General features: G+C 37.8%; 32 protein-coding genes. 22 read left to right on the top strand and 10 right to left on the bottom strand.

All coding sequences use genetic code 11. The features are described 5' to 3' along the window. Nucleotides 1–162 precede the first annotated feature (162 nt). The gene (locus BMY57_RS11255) at nt 163–603 is read right to left on the bottom strand and encodes a YaiI/YqxD family protein (RefSeq protein ID WP_091774353.1); all 441 of its coding nucleotides are present in this window, start codon (nt 601–603) and stop codon (nt 163–165) included. Nucleotides 604–717: 114 nt separating this feature from the next. Between BMY57_RS11255 and BMY57_RS11260 the strand changes: the two genes are divergently transcribed. Then, the gene (locus BMY57_RS11260) at nt 718–1,167 is read left to right on the top strand and encodes a chemotaxis protein CheW (RefSeq protein WP_091774355.1); all 450 of its coding nucleotides are present in this window, start codon (nt 718–720) and stop codon (nt 1,165–1,167) included. An 81-nt stretch (nt 1,168–1,248) separates the two neighbouring features. Here the strand turns inward: BMY57_RS11260 and BMY57_RS11265 are convergent, their stop codons facing one another. Further along, on the bottom strand, nt 1,249–1,698 hold the full coding sequence (locus BMY57_RS11265; protein ID WP_177176377.1) for a FixH family protein: 450 nt from the start codon (nt 1,696–1,698) through the stop codon (nt 1,249–1,251). Between the two features lie 205 nt (nt 1,699–1,903). Between BMY57_RS11265 and BMY57_RS11270 the strand changes: the two genes are divergently transcribed. From BMY57_RS11270 to BMY57_RS11305, 8 genes are all read left to right on the top strand, one after another. Continuing rightward, nucleotides 1,904–2,287, top strand: a complete 384-nt coding sequence (locus BMY57_RS11270; protein WP_091774359.1) for a GntR family transcriptional regulator — start codon at nt 1,904–1,906, stop codon at nt 2,285–2,287. A 50-nt stretch (nt 2,288–2,337) separates the two neighbouring features. Then, complete coding sequence (locus BMY57_RS11275) at nt 2,338–3,186, top strand: ATP-binding cassette domain-containing protein (RefSeq protein WP_439895798.1); 849 nt, start codon at nt 2,338–2,340, stop codon at nt 3,184–3,186. Next, nucleotides 3,167–3,898 carry a hypothetical protein gene (locus tag BMY57_RS11280; protein WP_091774363.1) on the top strand — a complete coding sequence of 244 codons (732 nt, stop codon included), beginning with the start codon at nt 3,167–3,169 and terminating at the stop codon, nt 3,896–3,898. The genes BMY57_RS11275 and BMY57_RS11280 overlap by 20 nt, the downstream gene beginning before the upstream one ends. Beyond that, entirely contained in the window at nt 3,899–4,579 is a 681-nt protein-coding gene (locus BMY57_RS11285) for a hypothetical protein (RefSeq protein ID WP_091774365.1), read from the top strand. Nucleotides 4,580–4,652: 73 nt separating this feature from the next. Further along, nucleotides 4,653–6,065 (top strand): glycoside hydrolase family 18 protein, encoded by a 1,413-nt coding sequence (locus BMY57_RS11290; RefSeq protein WP_091774367.1) that lies wholly within the window; start codon nt 4,653–4,655, stop codon nt 6,063–6,065. Between the two features lie 97 nt (nt 6,066–6,162). Next, complete coding sequence (locus BMY57_RS11295; RefSeq protein WP_091774369.1) at nt 6,163–7,176, top strand: TDT family transporter; 1,014 nt, start codon at nt 6,163–6,165, stop codon at nt 7,174–7,176. Between the two features lie 92 nt (nt 7,177–7,268). After that, nucleotides 7,269–8,744 (top strand): Na+/H+ antiporter NhaC family protein, encoded by a 1,476-nt coding sequence (locus BMY57_RS11300; protein ID WP_091774371.1) that lies wholly within the window; start codon nt 7,269–7,271, stop codon nt 8,742–8,744. Nucleotides 8,745–8,814: 70 nt separating this feature from the next. Then, a complete protein-coding gene (locus BMY57_RS11305) occupies nt 8,815–9,414 on the top strand; it encodes a hypothetical protein (protein ID WP_091774373.1) in 600 nt (199 codons plus the stop codon). On the opposite strand, the gene BMY57_RS11310 is transcribed toward BMY57_RS11305, so the two are convergent. The 3 genes from BMY57_RS11310 to BMY57_RS11320 form a co-directional block, all read right to left on the bottom strand. Then, nucleotides 9,408–9,800 (bottom strand): ribonuclease HI family protein, encoded by a 393-nt coding sequence (locus BMY57_RS11310; RefSeq protein ID WP_091774375.1) that lies wholly within the window; start codon nt 9,798–9,800, stop codon nt 9,408–9,410. The genes BMY57_RS11305 and BMY57_RS11310 overlap by 7 nt on opposite strands. Nucleotides 9,801–9,906: 106 nt before the next feature. After that, nucleotides 9,907–10,551 (bottom strand): sterol carrier protein domain-containing protein, encoded by a 645-nt coding sequence (locus tag BMY57_RS11315; RefSeq protein WP_256205301.1) that lies wholly within the window; start codon nt 10,549–10,551, stop codon nt 9,907–9,909. Between the two features lie 95 nt (nt 10,552–10,646). Then, nucleotides 10,647–11,159, bottom strand: coding sequence for a GNAT family N-acetyltransferase (locus tag BMY57_RS11320; protein WP_177176378.1), 513 nt, complete (start codon nt 11,157–11,159; stop codon nt 10,647–10,649). 92 nt (nt 11,160–11,251) lie between these two features. Between BMY57_RS11320 and BMY57_RS11325 the strand changes: the two genes are divergently transcribed. Further along, nucleotides 11,252–11,629 carry a hypothetical protein gene (locus BMY57_RS11325; protein ID WP_091774381.1) on the top strand — a complete coding sequence of 126 codons (378 nt, stop codon included), beginning with the start codon at nt 11,252–11,254 and terminating at the stop codon, nt 11,627–11,629. Between the two features lie 69 nt (nt 11,630–11,698). On the opposite strand, the gene BMY57_RS11330 is transcribed toward BMY57_RS11325, so the two are convergent. Then, nucleotides 11,699–12,700 carry an ABC transporter substrate-binding protein gene (locus tag BMY57_RS11330; protein WP_091774383.1) on the bottom strand — a complete coding sequence of 334 codons (1,002 nt, stop codon included), beginning with the start codon at nt 12,698–12,700 and terminating at the stop codon, nt 11,699–11,701. A 192-nt stretch (nt 12,701–12,892) separates the two neighbouring features. On the opposite strand from BMY57_RS11330, the gene BMY57_RS11335 reads away from it, so the two are divergent. From BMY57_RS11335 to BMY57_RS11345, 3 genes are read left to right on the top strand one after another with little or no spacing between them, the layout of a single operon-like run. Continuing rightward, nucleotides 12,893–13,909 carry a FecCD family ABC transporter permease gene (locus tag BMY57_RS11335; RefSeq protein WP_091774384.1) on the top strand — a complete coding sequence of 339 codons (1,017 nt, stop codon included), beginning with the start codon at nt 12,893–12,895 and terminating at the stop codon, nt 13,907–13,909. Further along, nucleotides 13,902–14,951: a FecCD family ABC transporter permease gene (locus tag BMY57_RS11340; protein ID WP_091774386.1), complete on the top strand. Its 1,050-nt coding sequence runs from the start codon at nt 13,902–13,904 to the stop codon at nt 14,949–14,951. The genes BMY57_RS11335 and BMY57_RS11340 overlap by 8 nt, the downstream gene beginning before the upstream one ends. A 25-nt stretch (nt 14,952–14,976) precedes the next feature. Continuing rightward, complete coding sequence (locus BMY57_RS11345; RefSeq protein WP_091774388.1) at nt 14,977–15,756, top strand: IucA/IucC family C-terminal-domain containing protein; 780 nt, start codon at nt 14,977–14,979, stop codon at nt 15,754–15,756. Nucleotides 15,757–15,937: 181 nt separating this feature from the next. Here the strand turns inward: BMY57_RS11345 and BMY57_RS11350 are convergent, their stop codons facing one another. Continuing rightward, on the bottom strand, nt 15,938–16,945 hold the full coding sequence (locus tag BMY57_RS11350; RefSeq protein WP_177176379.1) for a nuclease-related domain-containing protein: 1,008 nt from the start codon (nt 16,943–16,945) through the stop codon (nt 15,938–15,940). 152 nt (nt 16,946–17,097) lie between these two features. On the opposite strand from BMY57_RS11350, the gene BMY57_RS11355 reads away from it, so the two are divergent. After that, the gene (locus BMY57_RS11355; RefSeq protein ID WP_091774392.1) at nt 17,098–17,499 is read left to right on the top strand and encodes a hypothetical protein; all 402 of its coding nucleotides are present in this window, start codon (nt 17,098–17,100) and stop codon (nt 17,497–17,499) included. Between the two features lie 31 nt (nt 17,500–17,530). Further along, nucleotides 17,531–18,088, top strand: coding sequence for a tetratricopeptide repeat protein (locus tag BMY57_RS11360; RefSeq protein ID WP_091774393.1), 558 nt, complete (start codon nt 17,531–17,533; stop codon nt 18,086–18,088). A 123-nt stretch (nt 18,089–18,211) separates the two neighbouring features. Here the strand turns inward: BMY57_RS11360 and BMY57_RS11365 are convergent, their stop codons facing one another. After that, complete coding sequence (locus BMY57_RS11365; protein WP_091774395.1) at nt 18,212–19,351, bottom strand: conserved virulence factor C family protein; 1,140 nt, start codon at nt 19,349–19,351, stop codon at nt 18,212–18,214. 117 nt (nt 19,352–19,468) lie between these two features. Between BMY57_RS11365 and BMY57_RS11370 the strand changes: the two genes are divergently transcribed. The 4 genes from BMY57_RS11370 (at nt 19,469) to BMY57_RS11385 (ending at nt 22,031) form a co-directional block, all read left to right on the top strand. Further along, complete coding sequence (locus BMY57_RS11370) at nt 19,469–19,828, top strand: hypothetical protein (protein WP_091774397.1); 360 nt, start codon at nt 19,469–19,471, stop codon at nt 19,826–19,828. A 77-nt stretch (nt 19,829–19,905) separates the two neighbouring features. Next, on the top strand, nt 19,906–20,571 hold the full coding sequence (locus BMY57_RS11375) for a phosphatase PAP2 family protein (RefSeq protein WP_091774399.1): 666 nt from the start codon (nt 19,906–19,908) through the stop codon (nt 20,569–20,571). Nucleotides 20,572–20,699: 128 nt separating this feature from the next. Continuing rightward, complete coding sequence (locus tag BMY57_RS11380) at nt 20,700–21,524, top strand: GNAT family N-acetyltransferase (protein ID WP_091774401.1); 825 nt, start codon at nt 20,700–20,702, stop codon at nt 21,522–21,524. 120 nt (nt 21,525–21,644) lie between these two features. Beyond that, nucleotides 21,645–22,031 (top strand): NUDIX hydrolase, encoded by a 387-nt coding sequence (locus BMY57_RS11385; RefSeq protein ID WP_501037450.1) that lies wholly within the window; start codon nt 21,645–21,647, stop codon nt 22,029–22,031. Nucleotides 22,032–22,048: 17 nt separating this feature from the next. Here BMY57_RS11385 and BMY57_RS11390 read toward each other — a convergent pair whose 3' ends face one another. Continuing rightward, on the bottom strand, nt 22,049–22,321 hold the full coding sequence (locus BMY57_RS11390; RefSeq protein WP_091774405.1) for a hypothetical protein: 273 nt from the start codon (nt 22,319–22,321) through the stop codon (nt 22,049–22,051). A gap of 105 nt (nt 22,322–22,426) precedes the next feature. Here BMY57_RS11390 and BMY57_RS11395 point away from each other — a divergent pair, with 105 nt between their 5' ends. Together BMY57_RS11395 and BMY57_RS16130 are read left to right on the top strand one after the other, a co-directional pair. Then, nucleotides 22,427–22,843, top strand: a complete 417-nt coding sequence (locus BMY57_RS11395; protein WP_177176380.1) for a VOC family protein — start codon at nt 22,427–22,429, stop codon at nt 22,841–22,843. Between the two features lie 118 nt (nt 22,844–22,961). Next, complete coding sequence (locus BMY57_RS16130; protein WP_177176381.1) at nt 22,962–23,099, top strand: hypothetical protein; 138 nt, start codon at nt 22,962–22,964, stop codon at nt 23,097–23,099. 117 nt (nt 23,100–23,216) lie between these two features. Here BMY57_RS16130 and BMY57_RS11400 read toward each other — a convergent pair whose 3' ends face one another. Beyond that, complete coding sequence (locus BMY57_RS11400) at nt 23,217–24,233, bottom strand: DUF2804 domain-containing protein (RefSeq protein WP_091774408.1); 1,017 nt, start codon at nt 24,231–24,233, stop codon at nt 23,217–23,219. Nucleotides 24,234–24,373: 140 nt separating this feature from the next. On the opposite strand from BMY57_RS11400, the gene BMY57_RS11405 reads away from it, so the two are divergent. Next, nucleotides 24,374–25,279, top strand: coding sequence for a DoxX-like family protein (locus tag BMY57_RS11405; protein WP_091774410.1), 906 nt, complete (start codon nt 24,374–24,376; stop codon nt 25,277–25,279). Nucleotide 25,280 lies beyond the last annotated feature (1 nt).

Consider the following 25,280-nt stretch of genomic DNA (forward strand, 5'->3'; position numbering starts at 1 on the left):
GAAGCGAGCCAGGCGAGACCCCACAGAACGTAACGTTAGTGGAGTTCGAGGAGGCTCGCGGATCGCCCGTGGAAAGGGAAGGCCTAACCTGGAAGTTACTCTTAAAGACTTATAGTGAATTATCAGAAAATAACCTTTACCCCAACAAATATTATAGAGCCATTAATTAGAAATAACTTTTTGAAATTGTTGTCTAAACTTTTCGCGGTCATGCTTCGTCATAGCTTTAGGTCCTTTAGTGCGTCCACCACTTTTACGCACCATTGCACTGGCGTAGCGTGAATTAAGTAGGGTATCCATTTTTTCTGGAGTATAAATAAATCCTTTATGATGGAGGACTGTGCATTGTTTGGCTAATAATAATGAAGCTAATCCATAATCTTGCGTGACAACCACATCACCATGGCCTACAAGTTGCATCATTTTGTAATCTGCGGCTTCATTTTCTGAGTCGACATAGACTGTTTTAACGTGATTGGCTTCTATTTGATTTGAAAAATGAGAATAGCTTCGGACTAAAACAACCTCTAAATTTCGTTTTCCTGCTTCTTCTATAATAATGTCCTTTACTGGACAAGCGTCTGCATCAACATAAATTTTCATGATTATCACCCTCTTTATTGTAGCATGTCTTTGTCTTATTGACTTAGGGATAGGGTTAAGTTAGTCTTTTTAATAAGTAAAAATATCCAATTTGTGATTTAAGGTGGTGAAAATATGGACCAATACGTTGTATTCCGATTAAGAGAAGAATATTTTGGTGTTCCGATTGAGCAAGTTCATGCAATAGAAAAAATTCCAGAATTAACAAAAATCCCTCAACCTCCAACATACGTAAGTGGAATGGCTGAACTGCGTGGAGAAGTGACAACAGTTATTGATTTGAGAAAATTACTAGGAATTGGGGAAATTAATCATGAGCATGCCAGAGCGTTAATCGTTGATATTCAAGGCTTGCGGTTAGGTATTATGGTAGACGAAGCGAGAGAAGTACTTAATTTAGATCCATCAACGATTGAAGACCCCCCACAAATGATTGGTGGGATAGAGAAGGAATACATATCTGGTGTGTCTAAACAAAACGAACGGTTATTAATCGTTATGAATTTAGAAAAAGTGTTAAATATTAAGCAAGTAGAAGAGGTTAAGGAAGTCGTTGAAATATAAGAGAAGGCATTCAAGCAATCATCGCTTGAATGCCTTTTTTCTTATATAAGGGGGAGGTTGTTTCTATATCAATCATACAGTTTATTTTTCGATCACTTCGAACTCATGCTTCGGCATCACGTGTTGTGAGTTTGCTGTGACATGAGCATACATTTCGTACGTTCCTTCTTTTTCAAAGGGGTACGAGGCTTCATAAATTCCATCTTTAGTATGGGAGGCTTCAACCATTTCGCTTTCATCTTCATGACCAGTTTCCCATACTTCAAATATCACTTCGTCAGCTTCGGCGATTGGTTCATCGTCATGTAGTACACGCGCCTGAAGCGTTTCTTCTCCTAATTCAATCTCTCCATCGACTAGAATTTCAACTTTTACTGGTACTAAAGATATATCCTCATTATGATCCTCGTCATTATTCGTTTCATGACTAGAGTTTTCATTATCATGTTTATTCTCGTTACTTTTTTGCTCGTTACAAGCGACTAATAAGGTAATAAAGCCAATTAAGCAAATCCAAATGATTTTCTTCATCATGATGATCTCCTTTATTTCACTCAACCTTATTATTTACATTAACATAAGGTTTTATAATTGTGAGGAGTAATTGTGACTACTATCTGAAAAAAATTTGAACAAATTTTGCAGAAAACTAGTTACAATGGGAAGTTTTTAGAATATAATTAAATTAGTGCATTACATCACTAATGCACTCAACCACATTGGAGGTGGGGAAAATTTGGTTTTAAATCATGACAGTTCTAAGCCAATCTATGTACAAATTGCTGAATGGTTGGAAACGGAAATATTGAATGATCAAATATCAACTGATGAAAAGATTTATTCCCAATATCAGCTTGCTGATTTATTTAATATTAATCCAGCAACGGCTGCAAAAGGACTAAACATTTTAGTCAATAATGGAGTGCTTTATAAAAAACGAGGGCTTGGAATGTTTGTAAAAGAACGAGCTAAGGAACAAATTTTATTAAGACGAAAAAATGAGAACTTAATGAATATGGTACGGGATCTAGTACAAGAAGCGGATTATTTAAAGGTTGATGATGAAGAGTTAATGAAAATGATTCAACAAATTCGATTGGAAAGGCGGGGAGAATCGTGAGTATTGTATCGTGTCAACATCTTGATAAGAAGTATAAAAAACAATATGCGCTGAAGGATTTAACGATAGAGTTAGAAGAAAATCGGATTATTGGACTTATTGGACGTAATGGAGCTGGAAAAACGACATTATTGAAAACTCTTGCAGGTCAAATTGTCCCAACCGGTGGAGAGGTCAAAGTTTTTGGGGAAAATCCTTTTAATAACCTTAAGCTTTCTGCAAATACAATATATGTGGATGATCAAATGCAGTTCTCGTTAGAGATGAGAATACATGAGATTTTAGTGGCTGCTGAAATGTTTTATGAAAACTGGAATCGCGAACTTGCCGACCGATTAATTTATTACTTTGGGGTGGATCGTTATGATTTCCATGATCAATTATCAAAAGGGATGGCCAGTACATTTAATGCTATTTTAGGTTTAGCATCACGCTGTCCACTGACCATATTTGATGAACCAACGACAGGAATGGATTATTCGGTACGACAAGATTTTTATCGTGCGTTGTTAAAAGATTATATCGCTCATCCTAGAACCATCATTGTATCAAGTCATCTACTCAATGAACTTGAATCGATATTAGAAGAAATTGTCTTAATAAAAAATGGAAAGTGCATTCTTCATGAATCGATTGAAGATTTCAAGGAGTATGCGATTGGTCTTTCGGGTGATAAAAATGTCATCCAATCGATTGTAGACCATGATGTTATCATTCATGAAAAAGAATTAAGTGAAAGTCAAGTTTATATAGCGGTAGATAATCATTTGTCGGAAAAGGACATAACGGGCCTAAAGCAACAAGGGGTTCAAATGACAAGTGTTGAAGCAGCAGATTTATCTATGTTTTTGACAAATGACACGAGAGGGGGAATTGATGATGTCTTTAAGTCATCCTGATTTATGGAGTGTCGTGAATAAACAATTTAAATATAAATGGATGAGCTATAAAAGTGTATTTCAAGGTTTAATGATCGCTCAAATCATCGCAATGGTATTCTCACTTTTTGGGGTGGCAAGCTCCTCTATGGGATTTGGGTTTATTGACCTTAACATCCAATACATTACTGGAGATTTTGTCTTTTTCTTTACATGTCTATGGGCATTCTTTATTTCGGTAGCTTTAGATCGAAATGAGAATCGTTTAGCTGATCAAATATTTGTTACGAATTCATGGAGTCGTCATCTAGCAAATGTTGTATTTATAGTCATTGCTAACATGATCGGAACCATTACAGTTGTAACAGCTAGCTTTTTCGTGAAAATGATTCACATTTGGATTTTTGGTATAGATGGATTTATTTTCTTTGGTGAGTACACGTTACCAGGAATGCTCATATTTTTTATAATCACTTTTTTTTATTTAATATTGTTTAGTTCTCTTGGCTACTTAATTGGTAGCATCATGCGGCAAGGAAAATTAATCAAATTTGGGGTTGTTTTATTTGTTGGTGGACCATTAATATTTACTGACAACAGTTATTTAATTCCACTGTTTCAGTTCTTTGGAGATGAATCAAGTGTGATATGGTTCATTTTGAAAATCCTTTTGACGAGCATGTTAGCGATTGGTCTTACTACTCTTGTGTCGCGTCGATTGGAGGTGCAGTAAATGTTTGACTTAATGGCACTACTCCCTATTTTGCTTTTCTTAATTTTGGTTATAATCGTTGTTTCGATTGTTAGTAAAGGGACCTATTCCCCCAATAATTTCTTTATTAGACGTCGAAATGTGATCTTAACTGGATATATTGCTGTTTTATCTCTAGTTAGTATCGTTTATTTTATTACCGTCCATACTCAAGCGGTTGTTGAAAACAACGAAATTGGTAATTTGGATGAAGTCATAACAGATTTTGAAGAAGCTTATCAACATCATAACTTAGATCATGAATCAGTGAAGGTAATGAATGAATGGACTTTTTCTTCAGACCTTGAGGAGATTTCTATAGAAGATCCTTTTTCTGCATATCAACTTCATGTTGAAAATACAGATCAAGTTAGTGATATTAAAGTAACTCAATTTATGATGAACGTCGATCATCCTATTATTAATTTAATACCTAATGCAAATGTGTCTTTCCAGGAGATGTCTGGCCACATCCTCATTGAGGAGCCAAGGTCTCATGTAGAAATAAAGGTCATATATGAAGAGTTTCCTATAAGACAGATTAAGGATATATCTATGTTTCACCGTGATCATTTAGTAGGTAAGCGAGGTGAAGAATCATACCGTCAACATATATTAATTCAAGTGCCTGAAGATGTTGAAGTCAATGAGGTTAGTTACTAATGTGAAATAGAGCCCATAGGACAAACATGACATGAATAGGATAGATATAGGTTAGTAATAGGAGGTTATATCGATGAATATTCATGTCGTAAGAAGCGGTGACACGCTTTGGAGAATAGCAAGAAGATATAATACAACTATCGCTCAGATTGCGCTAGTGAACGGATTAGAAGATCAAAATGTTTTAGTCGTTGGGCAGGCATTAGTTGTCCCTGAACCGTCCATTGAATATGTTGTTCAGCCTGGAGATACATTATGGCGAATTGCACAAGAATATGGGATTCCAATGAATGAGCTATCGGAACACAACAATATTGCTGAACCTAGTCGGATTTATGTTGGGGATATGCTGCAGATGCCTTATCGAACACATGTGGTTCAAAGCGGTCAAACCTTATGGATGATTGCACAGCGTTATAATACTACAGTATCGGAGATTGTTCAGGCAAATGCGATTGAGAATCCGTCGCAAATTAATACAGGGCAGGAGTTACGGATTCCTGTTGAAACGTTACCTTTAACAGAAGTGAATGCTTATATTACACAAACGGGTGAAGAAGGACGAAGGGAAGTATTAGAAGTCGGGAGACATCTGACTTATTTGTCTCCGTTTACTTATAGTTATCGAGAAGATGGAACCTTAACGAACTTTAATGAGGAAGCGGTTATTAATGCTGCATATGAGACGAATTCGATGCCGCTTTTAGTCCTGACCAACTATGCAAATGATTCATTTGACTCAGATTTAGCTGCAACACTCTTTAGAAATCCCGATCTACAACATACATTGATTAATAATATGCTTAACTTAATGGAGCAGAAAGGTTATCAAGGCGTTAATTTTGATTTTGAGTATGTGTACCCTGAAGATCGAGAAGGCTATAATGATTTTTTAAGACGGGTCGTTGAACGCTTTAGGCCAGCAGGTTATAGTGTGTCATCTGCATTAGCACCGAAGGATTCTGGAGATCAAGTTGGATTGCTTTATGAAGCACATGATTACCGAGCACATGGTGAAATACTAGATTTTGTGATACTTATGACATATGAATGGGGATGGGCTGGCGGAGAACCGTGGGCGATCGCTCCGATAGACGAGGTTCGAGAAGTGTTAGATTATGCTGTTACGGTCATTCCTCCAGAAAAAATTATGATGGGAATACCTTTATATGGACGTGACTGGGAAATTCCTTGGGTGGAAGGGACCTTTGCTACGACTGTTAGCTCTGAAGAAGCGGTCGAATTAGCTGCACAGTATGGTTCAGACATTCAATATCACCCCCAACATCAATCACCTTATTTTGAATATACTGATGAAACGGGGCAACGTCATGAAGTTTGGTATGAGGATGCGAGAAGCGTTCAGGCTAAGTATCAAACGGTAAAAGACTATGGTTTACGTGGAATCAGTTACTGGGTTCTAAATATTCCATTTACCCAAAACTGGCCAGTACTCGAAAGTGAATTTCGGGTTAGAAAAGAATAATAGAATCAACCCGGGCTACTAGATTTGCCCGGGTTTCGTTATTTGTCATCCCTTGATGTATCTTGCTAAAATAAATAGGTTAGTGAGGTGTCGGTGTATGTTAGCGAAACGAATAGATCCCGCAGCTGGTGCTATTATTATGGCAAATGGGATCTTTCTTTATGGAGGAATACAAGCCTTTCCCATAATAGATCAAAACTTAGGCAAACTTTTATCCATTTTGTTATTTCTAGCTTGGTTAGTAATCTATTGGAGGTTGTCCGTCCAATTTTTTCAGAAAAATTTTCTAAGACCTTTTTTAAATAACCCAATTCAATCATTTACAATCGGTACCTGGATTGCAGGGGTGTCAGTACTATGTAATGTTCTATTAAAATATTATCCTGCGGCCTTGCCTTTCTTACAAGGGATGGCCGTCACGAATGTCTTGTTATGGGCTGTTTTTCTAGTGACGATGATCAAAAGTTTTAAAAAACTTTTAACGAAACAAACAAAGACCCTTCATGGTGTTATTTTATTGTCTACTGTCGGTACTCAATCTATTGTTATTCTATTAAAAAATCTATTTAATTGGATCCCTATTATGTTCGTCGAGGTATTGGTGTTTTTAGGTATTGGTTTTTATGTTTTAGGAATTTACTTATTAACTAGACGCTATGTTTTGACCCAATGGACACTCATTGAAGATTGGAAAAATACGAACTGTATTATACACGGAGCTTTATCGATTACTGGGCTTGCGATGGTCACCGCTCAGTTGATGACCACGCCTTTTATGGTTGGATTTTGGTTATTCGTTTTAACGTTAGTCATATTAGTAGAAGGAATTGAATTAGCCCGTGCTTATCAACGTGTTAAAAAGCTAGGTTTTTCTCAAGGTATATGGACTTACCACATTTCTCAATGGTCACGAAATTTTACGTTTGGTATGTTTTTTGCTTTTACAGTTGCCTTGAATGAGAGTTCTGCCTATCAACTTCCAAAAGGTCTAATTCAGTTCCAAGACATTTTACTTCCACTCTGGGCGAAAATCGTCCTATTATCGCTTGTTTTACAAATCTGGCTTTATGCTCAGACACAAATAAAATACAGTAAATTGTCATTAAAATAATAGTTTTGTCGAACCATAACTTTTTCTAATAATTTTGTATATTGTGTGAACATCTTGTATAATATTTAGTAATTGAGAGAGGAGGACATGTTATGGGGAATAACAATGAGGAATTAAACGAAGCGACCGCCTCGAAAAAAGTCGAAAAACTTGAGTTTCGTGGTGGTCCTTTTGTCGCAACCATTCCATTAGTCTTTTTTATCATTTGGGCTGTTGTTTTAAGTGTGATGGAGTTAGTCACTGAATCAGCACTAATCCTTGGAATGGTTATTGGTTTAATCTTAGGTCTATTATTAACGAAATCTAAATGGAAAGATTATGCACAGGGCTTATTTGATGGTATGGCACAACCGATTGGTGTCGTTGCTATTATCGCATGGTTCTGGGCAGGAATGTTTGCTACCCTCTTGCAGGCCGGGGGTCTAGTAGACGGTTTAATTTGGTTTGGTTTTAAAACTGGATTTGAAGGTGGGCTATTTGTTGGTCTTACTTTCATATTAGCATCGATCTTCTCAAGTGCAGTTGGTACTGGTTATGGAACCGTTTCCGCGTTTGGTATTTTAATGTATCCAGCTGGAGTTGTATTGGGTGCTGACCCAACGCTTTTATTAGCAGCTATTTTATCTGGTGCGGTGTTTGGGGATAACTTAGCTCCTGTATCAGATACGACAATTGTTTCAGCGACTACACAGGAAGCAGATGTACCTGGTGTTGTTCGCTCTCGTTTTAAATATTCAATTGCAGCTGCGATTCCTGCATTAATTTTGTTTGTAATCTTTGGAGGTAGTTCCTCGTCTGCGGGTGAGGCAGAACTATTAGCTCAATTAGAGCAAGAAGTAGCCGCAAGTGGGTTGATTTTCTTAATTCCATTTGCACTGGTATTATTCCTTGCGTTAAGTGGACACCACCTTTTAACATCTTTAACTTGGGGGATTATTTCGACAATCGTTTTATTCTTTGTCGTAGGTATTCCGTTTACGGATGTCATTCATATTTACGAAGGAGAAAATGGAGCTGTTGTTGAAGGTGCCTTAATGGGTGGTTTAAGTGGTTATTTCGAAATGGCCATCCTCATACTGTTTATTTTATCAGCTTCTTACTTGCTTGAATTAGCAGGTTCGATGGAAAGAATTATGGACTTCTTTATTAAGTTAATTAATGATGTAACGAGACGAGCAGAGCTTTCAATGTTCGCTATTGTAGCGTTCCTTAACTCGTTTATTACAATCAATACAGCTGCCGAAATTGCGGCTGCGCCATTTGTAAGTAAAATTGGTAAAAATTCAAATATCCACCCTTATCGTCGTGCGAACTTCCTTGATACTGTAAGTTCAGCGCTAGGTTACATCTTCCCTTGGAGTGGTGGTGTATTACTAGCTTACACGACTGTTAATGGAGTGATTGATCAATACGGAATTCCAGGGGTCAATCCAACAGAAGTATTCCCATTCGTATTCCAAGGTTGGGGCTTACTAATCGTTATGCTTATCGCTGCCATAACGGGTTGGGGACTTCGCTACCACGGTAAAAATGGTGAAGAAGTAAAACCTGAAGATTATAAAGGATAAGTAGTAAAAAAGCTGACTCGTGATGAGTCAGCTTTTTATAATGTTATGGATAAGTTGGAGGTGAAATTAAGTGGTTCAAGCATCTATAGTTTTGGGGTGGATTGGTTTAATCATATACGCAATAATCTTTGTAACCTTTCAGAAAATGCTAAAACATAAAGAACATAGTTTACTACACTTATTAATGGCTTTTATGTATTCCGCGTGGCTGCCATTACCAATTGTCCTATATCAATTATTAGATTTTGAAGCTTTACTTGTTGGAACAATATTCGGCTATGCTTACCTTATCATAATGATTTTGTCGATGTCCTTACAAACTAGTCACATTATTCATATATTAAAACAAGACGAGAGTATTGAGTGGGAAGAACGTGCCGAATGGATGATGGAGACATTAAGTGGAACTACAGAAGGTTTGGCTAATCTTCTTAAGTCCATTTGGGCACTGTTTTTAGCCATGGCATTTTGGCAAATAGATCAGCCCATCATGGCCTTCTCACTGCTTTTGTTTGTTTTGATGGGGGTCTACGTTTTATTACTATTAATAAGGTCTAACACTTATAAACAAATAAATATTTTGAAAAAAATTAAAGGTAATCCGATTGTTTTTAATATAGAAAATATTATATTCTTTACTATATTAATGGTATATTTGACCATTCAATAGTTTTCATGAATCGCTTGTTTAGCTAAATGGTCAGCATGGTGATTCTGCTTACTCGGAATCCACTTAAAGAAATAAAGCGGGAATTGATTTCCTTTTTCAATGATTTCCGTTAAGAGTGGTTGAAAACGCTTGTTCTTCGTATAGCCTGCTTCAATAGCGTCTACCACAATTTGCGAATCGGAACGAAAAGATAGAATTTCGTTCGGAAATTGATTTTGACAAAGCTCAAGAGCCTTAAGGACAGCTAAGAATTCTGCTTCGTGGCTTGTGTGCATGCCTAAAGGAAAAGCATATTCATACTGATGCCCATGAGCTTTTATGTAAACACCAGCGCCACTATGACCGGGATTACCTTGTGAAGCGCCGTCGACGTAGATTTCAATCAATGATGAACTCTCCTTTTTATCAAGCTGTTAATAGTATAGACGAGGTTATGAATTGTATCAATCGACGTGAAAAAAGCATCCACGCATGAGCGAGAATGCTTCGTTATTAAAACCCAGTGGTACAAATCGGTGACTCTGTCGTATGGAATAGCAGATTAACGTCATCTACATATTGTTCGTCAGAAACCTTCGCCCTTCCGTACATATATAGCTTTTTAAAATCAACGATTCCGAGAACAAGACTTGATAAATCTGAAATATCTATGTCTATTGTGATTTGAGCTTTTGCCCCTTGGGTCACGAAAGGTTTTCCGTTATTAAATGACACGGTAACAGGACCTTCATTTTTCTTATAAAAACTGTCGCGAACATTAAACGTCACTGTAGTCGACACACGATTAAAATGATGCTTTCCAAGTTGCTGGAAAAACCTCTTTACGTTGATGATACGGTACATAATTCCGATTCCAAATTTATTGGTTTCATGGAAGACTGGAGGAATCAAATTATTAGAATCATTACGGGCATCATCTAATAAATAATGAAAATCCAAATCTTGCGTGGAGATCATGATGCGGTTAACCTGATCTTTTTGTGAGTGAAAAAAAGTCGAGATTTGTTGTAATGCATTAGGTTCGTTGTAAATGAGTTGATGGATGTGAATGTTATTAGATAAAACGTTATTTTCAGATTCACGATTGAACGTAAAAACAGAAAATCCCGTAATTTTACCATTTTTCTTAACTCCAATAACCTTTGTTTTAAATGATTTTAAGTATGCGTCAAAATGGGGGTCATCTGCATAAAAAAGGCCATGATGCTTAGATGCATATTCATTGTAACAATTTACGACCGCTTGTGAATCTCTTCAGTTAAGTATGTAAGGTCTTGCTTGTTTCCGAAATCGGGAAATGCATCCGGTACCACTTTATACTGATCTTTCTTTGTCCCATAGCCGAAACCCATTTTGTAATAAAAATCTGGACGGAAAGGATATAGGGCTGTTAAGGAGTAATCTTGCTCGTCATAGTGGTTTAAGAAATAGGTCACAATGTCCTTAGCGACTTTTTCTTTTTTATGTAACAGGTCCACCGCGACTGATCCAAGACCACCAAGAGGTAAAAAATGGCCAAACACGTTCATTTTAAAATCGTAAAGCTTCATGGAACCAACTAGTTTGTCATGTTCAAAAGCTCCATAATAATGAATGTTGTTTTCTTTATCTACTTCTTTTTGATACTTTTCTACAATTTGATCAATATCGTCGTAGGTTTCTGCTTGTCTAGCCGTATAAGCTTGTTGCTCAATTGTGACCATTTCATTTAGATGGTGAGATTGGATTTTTTTAATTTCACGCATGTGAACATCCCCCTTTGAGAATATTATAGATGAAAGGTGAAAATAATGGAATATGTTGTAACTTTTCATGTTACATAATCGGAGGGGATGACTTGAAGTTATTACTTTTATCCTTTGTGTTTTTATTGAGTGGATGCACAGCTCAGAGCGGGAATGAGGATGCTGTGATCAAACCAACGCCCGAATCGATTTTAGACGAAAACCCTGAAGCGGATATTTTATATAAAGGAAGTACTGTATACAAAAATGCATCTGAAATTGGATGGGTTATGGAATCGGGTTTTTCAAAAGGAGAAGAGATAGGGATTGTTACCAAACAAACAAAAAAACCTGAGTGGTTTGAACACCTAACAGCGACACAACTCTTGGTAGGAACCAAATTATACGAAGCCGAAGATGTAAATGGAGATGTGATTATTGCTGAGACAGAAGAAGGAGATATCCCGTATTTAGGCTTAAATGAAGGATAAACAAAAAGCTCGCGTGAACACATACGCGAGCTTTTTTTATCTATACGAGGGGGTAAAACGTATAAACAATTATTCAGATAATAGCTTTTCTTCTAGGTCGTCTAGCATTAGGTTAGCTGCACGAACTCCACCAGCTGTATTCCAAATCGTATCGCTTACTTCGTGAGCGTTACCTTCTTGAACAGCGTTAAGGTTATTCCATAATGGATCGTTAACCCATTCTTCTTCAACAGCTTCTCCGTCTTCACCTTCAGGATGGTAAGTGAAATAGAAGATGACATCTCCATCCATTTCATCAATGCGCTCTTTCGTTACACCCTTTGCCGCGAAATCATCGACATCTTGTGATTCAGGGCGCGCTAAACCAATTTCATCTAAGATGATTCCTGAAAAAGAATCTTTGTGGTAAATTCGAACGTCAGATGGCATGAAACGTACCATCGATACTTTCGTATCTAATTTATCTTCTTCTTCAAGCTTTGTTCTTAGTTCATCTATACGTTGTTGATAATCATCTAATACTTGCTGTCCTTCTTCTTGCATGTTGACAGCTTCAGCGATTAATTCAAAGTTAATTTTCCAGTCACCACGAAGTGTTTCTTCATAAACAGTTGGTGCAATAGCGCTAAGTTTGTCATAATGCTCTTCTTGGCGCATTTTATTTGCAAGAATTAAATCTGGATCTAATTCAGCAATTTTTTCTAAGTTGATGCCACTTTCTGTACCTACGACTTCAACACCTTCCATATCTTCTGAGATATGTTCGTACCAAGGGTCACCTGTCCACGATTGAACAGCACCTACCGGCGTAATGCCTAATGATAAAAGCGCCTCAGTTCCATGGTTTGTTAAAACAACAATACGTTCAGGCTTACCTTCAATCGTCGTTTCACCCATTGCATGTTCAACCGTGTACGATCCGGCTTCTTCCTTATTGTTTGACTCTTCTTGATTATCTTCATTTTGGTCGCCTGCGCTTTCTTCCGAATCATCGGAACTACCGCAAGCAGCTAAAGCAAACACAAGAGCTATTAGAAGTAAAGCTAACTTCCAAGCATTTGATTTAAACATTGTGTTTTCCTCCTGTATGTATTTTAAATTTTTATTTATTAACGATTGAGAATGATTTTCAATCACATTACAAATGATAATGTTTATCAATTATAAAGTCAATACTTTTTGGACAATTAATTGAAAACGATTCTCAAGTTCATTGACAATGATTATCAATTAGATTAGACTAAAATCAGCGACATAAAGGGTATGAAAGGTATTCAAACTATGCTGACGAAAACGTCTACCCGAAGTATCGGGCTGATTACAGGAATATTATTAGTAATCTTATTATTATGGGCAAGTATCATCTTTGGTTTAACGAAAATTACAACTCAGATGGTGATTGATTCTTTTACGAATTTTAATCAATCCAATGAGCATATCATTATACAAACCGCTAGAATTCCACGAGCGTTAATTGCAGCTGCAGTTGGCTCTAGTTTGGCTATCGCAGGTGCGATTATGCAAGGGTTAACGAAAAACCCACTCGCTTCACCAAGTATTTTTGGTGTTAATGCTGGGGCAAGCTTTTTTGTAGTCCTCGGAGTTAGCTTTTTTGGGGTATCCTCCATTACCGGTTTTACATGGTTAGCATTTGCTGGAGCTGCAGTCGCAGCAGTTGTCGTTTACACGTTAGGTTCAGTGGGAACTGACGGATTAACGCCAGTTAAATTAACATTGGCCGGTGCAGCGATCGCAGCACTTTTTTCATCCATGACTCAAGGTATTTTAACATTAGACGAGCGTGCACTAGATCAAGTGTTGTTCTGGCTGGCAGGGGCTGTACAAGGCCGTGATTTAGAGTTATTAGTTGGCGTCCTTCCTTATTTAGTAGCCGGATGGATTGTCTCACTATTTATAGGTAAAAAAATGAACATCTTAACGATGGGAGAAGATGTCGCTGTCGGTTTAGGACAAAAAACATGGCTAGTAAAAGTTATTGGAGCCGTGGTCATAGTATTACTCGCTGGCGCATCTGTTGCAGTTGCGGGACCAATTGGGTTTGTTGGGCTTATTATCCCACACGTGGCTCGTTGGTTCGTAGGTTACGACTATCGCTGGTTAATTCCGTATAGTGGGTTACTCGGCGCGATATTATTATTAGCAGCAGATATTGGTGCTCGTTATATCATCATGCCAGCTGAAGTACCAATCGGTGTTATGACAGCATTTATCGGTGCTCCTTTCTTCATTTACATCGCGAGGAGGGGCATAAATGAATAAGTATTGGAATTTAAAAATAGGAAAAACACGATTTTTAGTAAATAAAAAGTCCTTTACTGTCATTACGACTCTCTCGTTAGTTTTATTATCAGCCATGATTATTAGTCTTGGTATTGGACAGATGTTCATTTGGCCAATTGATGTCGTAAAAGCGATCTTCGGCAACGGTGAGGACATGCATGACTTAGTCGTGAATGATTTTCGAATGCCGAGAATTTTACTGTCAGTCTTAGCTGGTGCAGGACTTGCTATGTCGGGTGCAATTTTACAAGGAATTATTCGAAACCCACTTGCATCGCCAGATATTATCGGTATTACAGCTGGTGCTGCCCTTTCGACGGTCGGATTTTTAGTTATATTTAGTGACCGTAGTAACGCTCTATCAGTGAGCATTCAATGGTTGCCTTTAGCATCACTAGTTGGGGCAATTCTAATGGGATTTTTTGTGTATCTATTAGCGACGACTCGTAATGGAGTTCAGCCCGTGAAGCTGGTATTAATTGGGGTGGGGCTTTCGGCCGCAGTTGAAGCGGTCACGACGATGATTATGACATTTGGTCCTATTCATACGGCTGCTCGAGCCAACATATGGTTGACGGGTAGTGTGAATGGGGCGACTTGGGAACAGGTTTGGACCATTTTACCTTGGATTGTTGGGCTTGGAATCATCCTGATGTTTTATTCAACTCAGTTGAATATGCAAGGCCTTGGTGACGACTTAGCAACCAACGCAGGAGCGAGAGTGCAGCGAGATCGCTTAGTTTTGTTAGTGATAGCAACAGCATTAGCGGGCGGTTCCGTCGCTTTCGCAGGTGGAATTGGCTTCGTTGGACTAATGGCCCCTCACATCGCTCGCAGGTTGGTCGGATCAGTTTTTAGCGCCTTGATTCCTGTTTCAGCGTTAATAGGCGGTATGATTGTATTAATCGCGGATTTAATTGCACGAACTGCCTTTGCGCCACTTGAAATTCCGGCTGGTGTTTTCACATCACTTATTGGCGCACCATACTTTATTTACCTGTTATTTAAAACTCGAAAATAACCAATAAACAACTGAGGTGTTTTACATGACACAACTTTTGAAATCTGAAAAAATTTATCTAAAAGACAACTTCAGATTAGTCGATTACGCTGACAATGTTTCCGTTACGCTTGATCAGCTGTTAGATGAAGAGTTTTTACGCAAATATTTGCAAGACATAAAACATGAGTTTCATACGGAAAGTATTTTCGTAGCAGGCTCGCAGCTTATGAAACGTCTTGGCTTCAATATTGTTTTGCCGTCTCTTTATCTCATGACAGTCCATGATATGAAGCTTGATATGACCTTTGACCGTACTGGGATTGTTCCAAATAGGGTAGGGGATAAATGGCTTCCGAACTTGCATATGGATGGTTTTTCTGTAGAAAAATTCGATGAGGCCAATCGTGAGGAAGAGCGTCGCATATTAACGGAAAACCTTTTTGCTAAAATGGATCAACTAGTCAATGTGTTCAATAAAGTCTCAAGAGTTCCTAAACCGAACCTGTGGGAAAACATTTCAATTTATGTTTATTGGTTATATGAGAAAAAATTAAAAGAAGAACGTTTTACGGATATAGCTGAACACGTGGAAGAAGATTATCAATACTTGATTCGCGGTATGTCCGCAGATATATTCTCTGATGACTGTAACCAGTTAACGAATTTCTACTGGGGACGTCGGATTAAGGACGATGGCACACGCGTCCGCCGTACATGCTGCTTCTATTACGGAGCAAACTCTGACCGCAAATGCTGCAAAACATGTCCGAAATCAAAAGAGGATTTATCTAAACCACTTCCATTTGAAACAGTGAAAAATTAAAGGAAAGCCCCTGCTGAACAGCAGGGGCTTTTCTATTTGATACTTTATTATCTAATTTTGGTAGTTTATTATCTAATCTTTTGAATTTATTATCTAAAGTTCAAATTTTATTATCTAAAATCTGAACTTTATTATCTATTTTTCGTTATTTATTATCTAAATTTAAAAATTTATTATCTAATTAACGTGAGTTATTCTCTTTTTTTAATAAATAGCCGAAGTCTTTTTGAAAGTTAAAATTTAGATAATACGTCCGGTCTTTTTTGTACCCTGAGAATTTGAAGCCTTCCTTTTTAAGAAGTTTGCTGATGACTTGAACATCTCCAACCTGCAACATCCATCTAGCCTCACGGTTGGCGATGGTTTTCTTGAATAAGAGTTGGAAATCTTTAAGTGCGTTGATATGTGCGTCACGGCTAATGTTTTGGCAGTGTGGGCATTGCCAACGGCCGTAGACCCGAATCATTGGGAGGTGCCTGCACTCTTGGCAGATGACACCTGGTTGGATATCACGTGCTGACAAGTTATACTTTTTCAATATGTCCATGTGCAATGGTTTGTTCTTATTTTTAATTTGGTAAGCAAGATTTGCGAGTTGTTGATGACTTAGTAACGTATGGGGATACTTTTGTTTTAAAGATTGAAATCTTTCAATGAACTTTCCAGCGTGAATGATTCGCTCATCAACTTCGATTCCATCTGTTCGTGTGAGGTTGACGTAATTACTCACGAAGACGACAAGTGTTTCAATCGGAATTCCAGAATATCCGTGATCCATCAACCACTTTTGAAAATGAAAAACTTGTGAGTCCACTTGAGCAATAGGATCTTTGAAAACACGCTCTTCTCCATTAATTGAGCGCTTCATTTGGCCAAAACCGTGGTCAAACGTTACGAGTCCAGTAAAATTTTTAACTTCAATAATTAAGAAAAAGTTTGGGCTTAACACGAGTGAATCAACTTGGAAAGTGCTATGTTCTGCAATTCGTAGACTATGTAAAATGAACTGTTCCTTCGCATCCACAGAGTTCAAATAATAATCTAGTGAGGACTCACCACGGTAACCGGATTGGTAAATCGATAGCTCATCGGAAATTAGTTGGTATTGAGGGTGGCTGGGTTCAAGCCGGTTCAATAGTGCTGCTAACTGTAATAAAGTAATTGGAACTTCATGCCCTTTAACAATCACATCAAAAAACTCCTTTTTAACTAAAATTAAACTCATTTTCTATCAAACTGTCAAAAAGAGAAAAAGCCTCAAAAATCTTATTTTCGTGCTAGTTTTGAGAAAAAAATGTCTGATTATGGTAAGATAACTGGTAAAAGAAGGGGAGAGGTATGATGTTCGATAAAATTTTTCAAGACATCGTAGACATCATACACCACGACTATGCAGGATGTAGAGACAAAAAGGGATGGGACCAGCCAGAAAAGTTTTTAGATAGAGTTAGAGAACGGGAACTATCCATCCATGAGTTTACGAACTTAGTAGAAGAATATCTGGCTGACTTAAAAGATCCTCATATGTTTTTTAGAATAATCAGTGATGAAAAACCTCAAGATATCGGATTTAAAGTTCGACGTTATGAGGACGCACTATACATAACAGAAGTGACAAAGGAAGAACGTCTCCAGGTTGGTGCTCGTATAGTTGCCTTGAATCTTGAACGAGATGTGGATCTGGAGCGAGCCTTGGAAATGTTATCTGATAATAGGAGAGGCGTCCCGGAATATATCGGTTAGATATTAGAACTTATATAAAGGAGTTGCATAAATGGATTATATTCGCGAACAAATACAAACATTAGGTCAATATACTTATTTTGATGAGCAGGAGTTTTTACGTGAAAAAGTACATGACCGTGAATTCTTACAGCAGCTCATGACTCAAGTCCGACGTGAATTAATGAAAACGGACGAAGATGACAAGCGATGTTTTTTATACGGTACGCTCGGAAACTTGTATCGGTTGAACGAAGAACCTGAGCAGGCCATTGAATATTTAAAGAAAGGACTTGAGCTAGCCGATCCTAATTCAACTAGAGAAGTAGTGATCATGATAAGGCTGGGTGAAGCGTACAAGTATAACCAGCAACACCAAAAGGCATTAGACCAGTTTGATTTAGCCGTTCTTAAATGTTTGGAGTATGAACCTGCTTATTTAGATTTCGCTTATCAGCACAAAGGAAAATGCCTCATGGAAATGAGGCTTTACTCAGAAGCAATGGAAGCTTTTCAAGGTGCACATGCCGTTAGGAAAGGGAAGAAAGATGGGGAGTTACTTCAATCAACTGAACACGCCATTGAATTTCTGAAAAAACTAAATGAATAAAGCAGCCGATTCAATCGGCTGCTTATTTTACTTGTAAAATATAAGCTTTAACTTGTTGGAACTTTAAGCTTATTTGCAAAAATCATCGTTTTATTTGCGAGAACCACAACTTTATTTGCAGAACTACTTCTTTTTCTCTTTTGTCATGTCCATCATTTGCTTCCAAATGGAGCCTTTTGCTTCTTCGCCGCCTTGAATACGGGAAAGTGCCATTTTAGCTTGCATTCGCACTTCGAATTCAGGGTCTTCAAGGGCGTCTGCCAAAGCCGGGAGGGCGGTTTCATCACCATACTCGTATAAAAACATGGCAGCACGCCAACGCACGATTCGGCTTGAATCCTTTAAGGCTTCAATCATTTTCGGAATGGCTTCTGTATAACCTAAGTCTGATAAACAGTCTCCAGCAGTTCGGCGCACGGTTACGGTCTTATCGTTAAGGGCTTTATAAATATATGGTAAAACGGCTTTGTCTTCAATTTCGCCGAGGTAAGCAGTAGCTAAACGTCGAACGGACATTTTCGGGTCATCTAATGCTTTATCTAATGCAGGTAAGTCCTCAACTGTCGGATTAGGCATACGGTCTAGCGCGGCATAACGCTCTTTCCAGTCATCTGCCTCGAGTGCTTCGATTGTTAATTTTTCTTGAGGTGCAGCTTGCTCATGATCAGCATCACCTGACATAGCCAATTTAACTAAAGCATTCAGACGCTCTTGATCGTAAGATGCCTCAATTTCGGCTACAACATCCTGACCAATCTCATTCCCATCTCCATAACGTGGGTTTTGCTCGACCCATTCACGTTCTTCTAATAAATCTGCATCTTTAGACGCTTCCATGACAGCTTCCATAAAACGGTTATCCAGTCCAAAACGCTTTTCTTCCTCATCTTCCTCAACTTTTACTTGCATGGGAATGTGTTTGAACTTTTGAATAAACACTTTGATCTCACCGAAATTTTCCTCAGCGGAAGAGCTAGCTTCCTCAGTGGATTCACCTTCATCATCCGAACCAAGTACTTCCTTCACTTTCGGTAAAATCTCCTCCCAAGGAACTTTTGGGTTTCTTTCTAATGCAATAAAATCAATTACTCTATAGAGCTCTTTAACACCATTAATCGCAAATAGCTTTTTCACATAATCCGGTGCTTCACTTAAATCTTGATTTTGTTTATATTCTTCTGTTTGCCCATTAGGCAGACTTTCATTTAAGTTAATCTTCATGGAATAAGGGCTTGGCGTTGGTTCAATCGATACAATACGCATAATATACCTCCTTACAGTTCTAAATAAAGTTTAACAAATCTATCATGATGGGGCTATTTATACATAAAATAGGGTAATGATAGATTAGGGACTTATAACAATAAAGGAGGAGCCATCATGAGTGATTTAAGTGTGAAATTTAAAGGTTTTTGGGAACAAGTGAAAGATTACACATTAGAAAAAGCTGAGGCTGTAAAACAAACGCCTCGTGATGTTTGGGTCAAAAATTCACCTGCAATTATTTATTTAATCTCCTTTCTGTTTTATTTCTTTTTAGTATCTAAGGGAAGCTCGCTTATTTGGGGAACATTTTTTCTAACTGGTTTAGCTTATTCTATATTTGTGCTTCATTATTGGAAAAAAGATCATGATTTTAATATGTACTTATCGTTGGTTGTTTTATTAATAAGCTTGCCACTTGCCAGTTTTGAAATACTTAGTTTCTTATTTTCAAGTCTATATTCAGCCATTATGTAGTCGTCCGGTTTTAATCGGGCGATTTTTTATGTTTTGAATAAGAGTTGAGTGAAATCATATGAAGTAGAGGTGATGAGATGGGATTAAGAGATGTACCTAAAAGAACTTATTTATTTTTAATAGTTAACCTTGCTTTGATTGTTGGTGGCGTCTGGTTGTTTGCGGAGCTAGCTGATGATGTTGCTGAAGAAGAAAAGTTTATGATCGATCAGAAGGCTCAGCAATTTCTTGAACACATAAGTTCCCCTACAGCCGATAGAATTTTTGCGTTTGTCACGGATCTTGGTTCTGTGAACTTTATAACGGTAAGCTCGATTTTATTAGTGATTCTCATTTTCTTTATTTATAAAAGAAGAAAATGGCGCATTTTTTATTTTTCCGTTGCCATGATTGGAATTGCACTCATAACCCAAGTATTGAAAAATGTCTTTGGCAGAGAGCGACCTAACATATTTGAAGAATATAATGGAACAGGGTTTAGCTTTCCTAGTGGACACTCGACAGCCCCTATGGTTTTTTATGGGTTTTTAATTTATTTGATGATTCGAAGTCAAATGAATATAGCGATCAAATGGGTGATGGGAATATTCCTTGCATTATTGATTTTTGCGATTGGGTTCAGCCGGATTTATTTAGGTGTACACTTTGCCACTGATGTTTTCGCGGGCCATTTATTAGGGTTGGTTTGGCTGATTTCTTGTATTTTGATTTTAGAATACACATTATGGAGGAAAAAACGATAGAGTTTTGGTAAAATAATAAAAAATCTTACTGAATATTTGTTCATTTATTTGAACAAAAATGTTGACTTCACTATTTGGAAAAGATATTCTACACGGGTAAGAAATATCTCCAGTTAGGGGGAACGCGTTTGTTAACAGAAGGACAATTAAAAGACATTGAAAAACTCCAAATGATTGTGGAGCAAGCAGATCGCATTGAATTAAAATTGAATTGGTATTTCCTTCGCTCGCGAATGACGGAGAATAACGACTTTTTCTATTACGAAGGCGATCAACTTCTTGGATATGCGGCACTTTATTATGTTGGTGGTGCATATGAGATGTGCGCGATGGTTCATCCAGATCACCGTCAGAAGGGTATTTTCACTAAACTATTCCAAGAAATTTTAGACTCGCTTAGAAATCGTACGACAAAACAACTATATATAAATGCTCCACCAGAATCAAAGTGTGCTAAGATTACACTTGAAAAATTAGGTGCCGAGTATGCATATTCAGATTATCAAATGCGTTGGAGCAATAAAGCAGTGCCAGAACCAGAAGCCGAGGTTAAGTTAAGAGTTGCAACTGAGGAGGATTATGACAAGATTGTTGACTTAGATGTAAAAGGCTTTAACTTAACAAGAAAGGAATCAGAACTACTCGTAAATGTTCTGAAAAAAGATGCTGGTCATCGCACTTTTATGATTGAAAAAGATGGAAATACAGTAGGGAAACTTCGTCTAAAAGCAGAAGGAATTGAAACTTATATATTTGGTTTCACCGTGGACCCAGAATATCGACGTCAAGGTATTGGAAAAGCTGCACTCATTGAAGTGGTGAGGCAAGAATCGGAAGCAGGTCATGTTATTTTTGTTGAAGTAGGGACCGAAGATGAAAGAGGACTTCACTTATATGAAGCGGTTGGGTTTGAAACCTATCAACAACAAAATTATTATCATTACAAATGTTAAGTAAAACCAGCTCAGTTTTGGGCTGGTTTTTATATGTGAGGAGGAGTTTCAATCGGATACGTCGAAGATTTAAGAAGGTTAGTAGGGCATCGCCCCCTAATTTTAGTCGGAACTGTAGTCGTGGTCATAGATGAATTGGGGAGGGTTTTATTACAACAACGCAGATATCCACACGGCGTTTGGGGGTTACCAGGTGGATTAATGGAACTTGCTGAATCTATTGAAGATGTGGGACGTCGAGAAGTTTTAGAGGAAACAGGACTAACTCTAGGAGATATGAAGTTAATCGATATTTATTCTGGATCCAAATATTTTACTCGTGCTCAAAATGGAGATGAATTTTATTCTGTAACAGCGGCTTATATATGTGATGATTATTCAGGAAAGTTAACATGTGATCAGGAAGAGTCGTTAGATTTAGCGTTTTTTCATTTAAACGAGCTACCCGAAAAAATGATTGGTAGCCATGTTGAAGCGATTCGGGATTATCAAGAAAAGTTTTTGTAGTTAACTAAGGGGCTTGGCTAAAAGCGACCGCCTAACGCTCGAGTCGCTCCAAACCCACAACCGAAACCAACAGCACCATATAAGAACATTAATTTACCTATATCTAAAAATAATGCGCGGTTTAGATCAATCAACCCGAAAAATAAAAACAAAAAACCAAATGCGATGAGTGGGCCGAAGACAAACAGGTAGATATCCACACGTATCATTAATCGAATTTGAACAAACCTTAATATAAAGGCAATCACGGCGATTACGAAGAAAATGACTAAATGATGTAAAAATCCCAAACGCCATCAACTCCCAGAAGACAGGTTATTATATTATACGTCAAAACTTGTATAACATGATTGGAAAAATATTTGGTTGACTATACTATGTTTGAGGTGATGAATATGATTATTGGAATGAACCCTTATTTTATGTTTAATGGAACAGGTATTGAAGCGGTGCGCTTTTATGAAGATGTATTTAATGCAGAGGTTATGGAGTTTCAAACTTATGCTGATTTACCTAACGCAAAAGAAGGTGACGGCAATCTGTTGTTACACGCTAACTTGAAAATCGGTCAAAATGAGATTATGCTTTCAGATACGGATCCGGATCATCCAATTGAAGCTGGAACTCATATTTCGGTAGCTGTGGTTACAGATGACGCCGATGAAACAAGTGACATATTCCGTAAGATTCGAGAAAACGGTGGAGAAGAAGCCATGCCACTTCAAGAAACCTTCTTCAGCCCAGCCTATGGAAAGGTTAAAGACAAATATGGAATTGAGTGGCAACTCTCCACGATGAAACGTGATGAATAATCTATGGGCACGCTTAGTGACTAAGCGTGCTTTTTTATATTCAATTGAATAAACACGACACAGGAAAGACTATGTGTTAGAATAGTCTAGAATTTTCTAACAAATGGAAGGGCTAACTATGAAATCATTTTTAATTAATCACAATTTTAGTCGATTGTGGGGAGCGAACCTCGGTACGATTATGAGTGATCGTTTTAGAGAACTTGTCATCCCATGGTTGATATTAAATATTACGAAGTTTCCTCTTAAACATTAGGCGTGGCCATACTTTTTATTGGAGCGTCGATCGTTATTTCGCAAAAACATATAAGTAAACCCGTCCATGAGATTGAACCAATGGATATGGGCTAGGGGAACGACGGCACAATGATCCTTACCACCGTGCTTGGTGATCCTCTGCCCATCCTAACAACCTTTGAATTTGAATTGTTTGTCCATCGTCGGTTTCAACTGTCCCACTGTAATAACCAATCATTTGATGAACGTTTGATTTAATGATTCCAAGATTCGTTTTCGATACTCGTTCAAAAATTGGCTCGAACATTAACTTGACTCGTTTATTATTTGGAGAATGAATAACCCAAGGTTTCATATAGTCATGGTGATCGTAAACCCAATCTAAATCCTCGTGTATTTTGTGAAGTTTTTGATCAATGATAATCCCGTTTTCCGTCTGACCAGTGTTATCCGTCCACTGTCCACCAAAATTCAGTCCAATTCGGTAACCATCCGCAAATCCAGAGGCTGCACCCCAATTCCATTTAGAACGGTACGGCCATTTGCCACGTCCAAAATCAAGTGTGGCAAACGAATCACTCATTTGAAAAGTATAATCACCCTGACTCCAAGACACCTTTCCTTCAGTAGGCAGTGCTACTTGCTTGGATGTGAATTGAAAGCGAGAGTTACTCCATGGAATGACGACATTAAGGGATTCATGGTCAGTTTTACGTACTATGTTGAATTGAGCCTCTAAAGGTTTGTCTTCGAAAAAATTTAACCAACTTACATTTAATTTCGTCACATGTTCCTCATCTTTAATAGATACATGAACTCCTTTACCTTTAAAGTATATTGAATCTTGTACATTATCTGGAATCGAGAGGCCTTTCCCGAGTGGGATTAGGATGGATTTTTCTACAAATTTTCTGGTTGTAAAGTCATATATGTACGCGAAAATGACTGCTGCATAATCTAGATGAGACACCGTAACTGAAAAAAGAGCTTCTCGATTGGTCATACACCAATAGTTCCACTTCTTTTTACGTAAAAAACTCCCTTTTAAATTGCAATAAACCATTGGGTGTCGCGCCCAACCAACACTCACTTGATTTAATTTTCCTTTTTCATCACACAGCTTAACTGCGCGAGTGATTTCTCTACCCTTCATTAGCGGCGCCTCCTTCTATTATCTTATATATGAGATAGGAGGGTTATAATCCTTTTAAAAATTGAAGGGTGTGTTCGTCACGAATTTCACGACTTCTCCCTACATGATAGAATAGTAAAGAGAGAATTAGGAGGGGTCTGATGGGGAAAAAGCCAATTTATGTCGAAATACCAATAAAGGCTCACATGGACAATTTATGGAAAGTGACACAAACACCAGAAGAACATGAAAAGTGGGATTTACGTTTTTTGTCGATTACATATTTACCGAAAAATGAAGGAGAACCACAGCATTTTACATATCGAACGAATATTGGATTTGGTCTTTCAATTAAAGGCTGGGGGAAAAGTGTTGGCACCCATAATGCTTCAGATGGAGCAAAAACGTCATCGTTGCACTTTGGGACCGATCAGAAAATGTCACTGATTAAAGAAGGGCGCGGTTACTGGAAGTACCATCCTCAATCGGATGGTACGATTCAATTTTTAACTCAATATCATTACGATACAAGGTGGGGAAAGTTTGGCGAATTAATTGATCTCATATTCCGTCCTCTAATGGGATGGGCAACGGCACTTAGTTTTGACGTTGCTCGTCGTTGGCTGGAAAAAGGTGAAGCACCAGCGACACAATATGTTCGCTTCTTTAGTACTTGGATGATCTCGGTTCTCTTTTTTATCGTCTGGACTTACCATGGGCTTGTACCGAAACTTTTGTTTATGCATCCAACTGAAATATCGATGACAACAGGGGTACTTCCTTTAACTGAACAACAAGCAGTTTGGCTAAATAATGTAGTGGGATCGCTTGAAATACTATTCGGGTTATTATGGCTGGTTTATTCAAAGAAACACCATCTCTTTAAACTACAACTTATTGTTTTTCCACTACTTGGTTTGTCTGCCGTCATGGCGGATACTAGTCATTTAACGCATCCGTTTAATCCGCTGACCTTTAACTTAGCACTTATGATATTATCTGCGGCTGGGTTATTAGTTAGTCGTGACGTTCCGACTGCTAAACAATGCATACGACAACCAAAATAAG

Origin of the sequence: Piscibacillus halophilus (genome assembly GCF_900110685.1) — a bacterium.
In the GTDB taxonomy this organism is placed as follows: domain Bacteria; phylum Bacillota; class Bacilli; order Bacillales; family Alkalibacillaceae; genus Piscibacillus; species Piscibacillus halophilus.

Coding starts and splice junctions, on each gene's coding strand:
- BMY57_RS11370 (WP_091774397.1), top strand. CDS start 19,469: ATGAGTGATTTAAGTGTGAAATTTAAAGGTTTTTGGGAACAAGTGAAA.
- BMY57_RS16130 (WP_177176381.1), top strand. CDS start 22,962: ATGAAATCATTTTTAATTAATCACAATTTTAGTCGATTGTGGGGAGCG.
- BMY57_RS11405 (WP_091774410.1), top strand. CDS start 24,374: ATGGGGAAAAAGCCAATTTATGTCGAAATACCAATAAAGGCTCACATG.
- BMY57_RS11285 (WP_091774365.1), top strand. CDS start 3,899: ATGTTTGACTTAATGGCACTACTCCCTATTTTGCTTTTCTTAATTTTG.
- BMY57_RS11295 (WP_091774369.1), top strand. CDS start 6,163: ATGTTAGCGAAACGAATAGATCCCGCAGCTGGTGCTATTATTATGGCA.
- BMY57_RS11365 (WP_091774395.1), bottom strand. CDS start 19,351: ATGCGTATTGTATCGATTGAACCAACGCCAAGCCCTTATTCCATGAAG.
- BMY57_RS11290 (WP_091774367.1), top strand. CDS start 4,653: ATGAATATTCATGTCGTAAGAAGCGGTGACACGCTTTGGAGAATAGCA.
- BMY57_RS11340 (WP_091774386.1), top strand. CDS start 13,902: ATGAATAAGTATTGGAATTTAAAAATAGGAAAAACACGATTTTTAGTA.
- BMY57_RS11360 (WP_091774393.1), top strand. CDS start 17,531: ATGGATTATATTCGCGAACAAATACAAACATTAGGTCAATATACTTAT.
- BMY57_RS11260 (WP_091774355.1), top strand. CDS start 718: ATGGACCAATACGTTGTATTCCGATTAAGAGAAGAATATTTTGGTGTT.
- BMY57_RS11375 (WP_091774399.1), top strand. CDS start 19,906: ATGGGATTAAGAGATGTACCTAAAAGAACTTATTTATTTTTAATAGTT.
- BMY57_RS11330 (WP_091774383.1), bottom strand. CDS start 12,700: ATGTTTAAATCAAATGCTTGGAAGTTAGCTTTACTTCTAATAGCTCTT.
- BMY57_RS11345 (WP_091774388.1), top strand. CDS start 14,977: ATGACACAACTTTTGAAATCTGAAAAAATTTATCTAAAAGACAACTTC.
- BMY57_RS11320 (WP_177176378.1), bottom strand. CDS start 11,159: ATGCGTGAAATTAAAAAAATCCAATCTCACCATCTAAATGAAATGGTC.
- BMY57_RS11335 (WP_091774384.1), top strand. CDS start 12,893: ATGAAAGGTATTCAAACTATGCTGACGAAAACGTCTACCCGAAGTATC.
- BMY57_RS11265 (WP_177176377.1), bottom strand. CDS start 1,698: ATGAAGAAAATCATTTGGATTTGCTTAATTGGCTTTATTACCTTATTA.
- BMY57_RS11355 (WP_091774392.1), top strand. CDS start 17,098: ATGTTCGATAAAATTTTTCAAGACATCGTAGACATCATACACCACGAC.
- BMY57_RS11280 (WP_091774363.1), top strand. CDS start 3,167: ATGTCTTTAAGTCATCCTGATTTATGGAGTGTCGTGAATAAACAATTT.
- BMY57_RS11395 (WP_177176380.1), top strand. CDS start 22,427: ATGATTATTGGAATGAACCCTTATTTTATGTTTAATGGAACAGGTATT.
- BMY57_RS11400 (WP_091774408.1), bottom strand. CDS start 24,233: ATGAAGGGTAGAGAAATCACTCGCGCAGTTAAGCTGTGTGATGAAAAA.
- BMY57_RS11255 (WP_091774353.1), bottom strand. CDS start 603: ATGAAAATTTATGTTGATGCAGACGCTTGTCCAGTAAAGGACATTATT.
- BMY57_RS11300 (WP_091774371.1), top strand. CDS start 7,269: ATGGGGAATAACAATGAGGAATTAAACGAAGCGACCGCCTCGAAAAAA.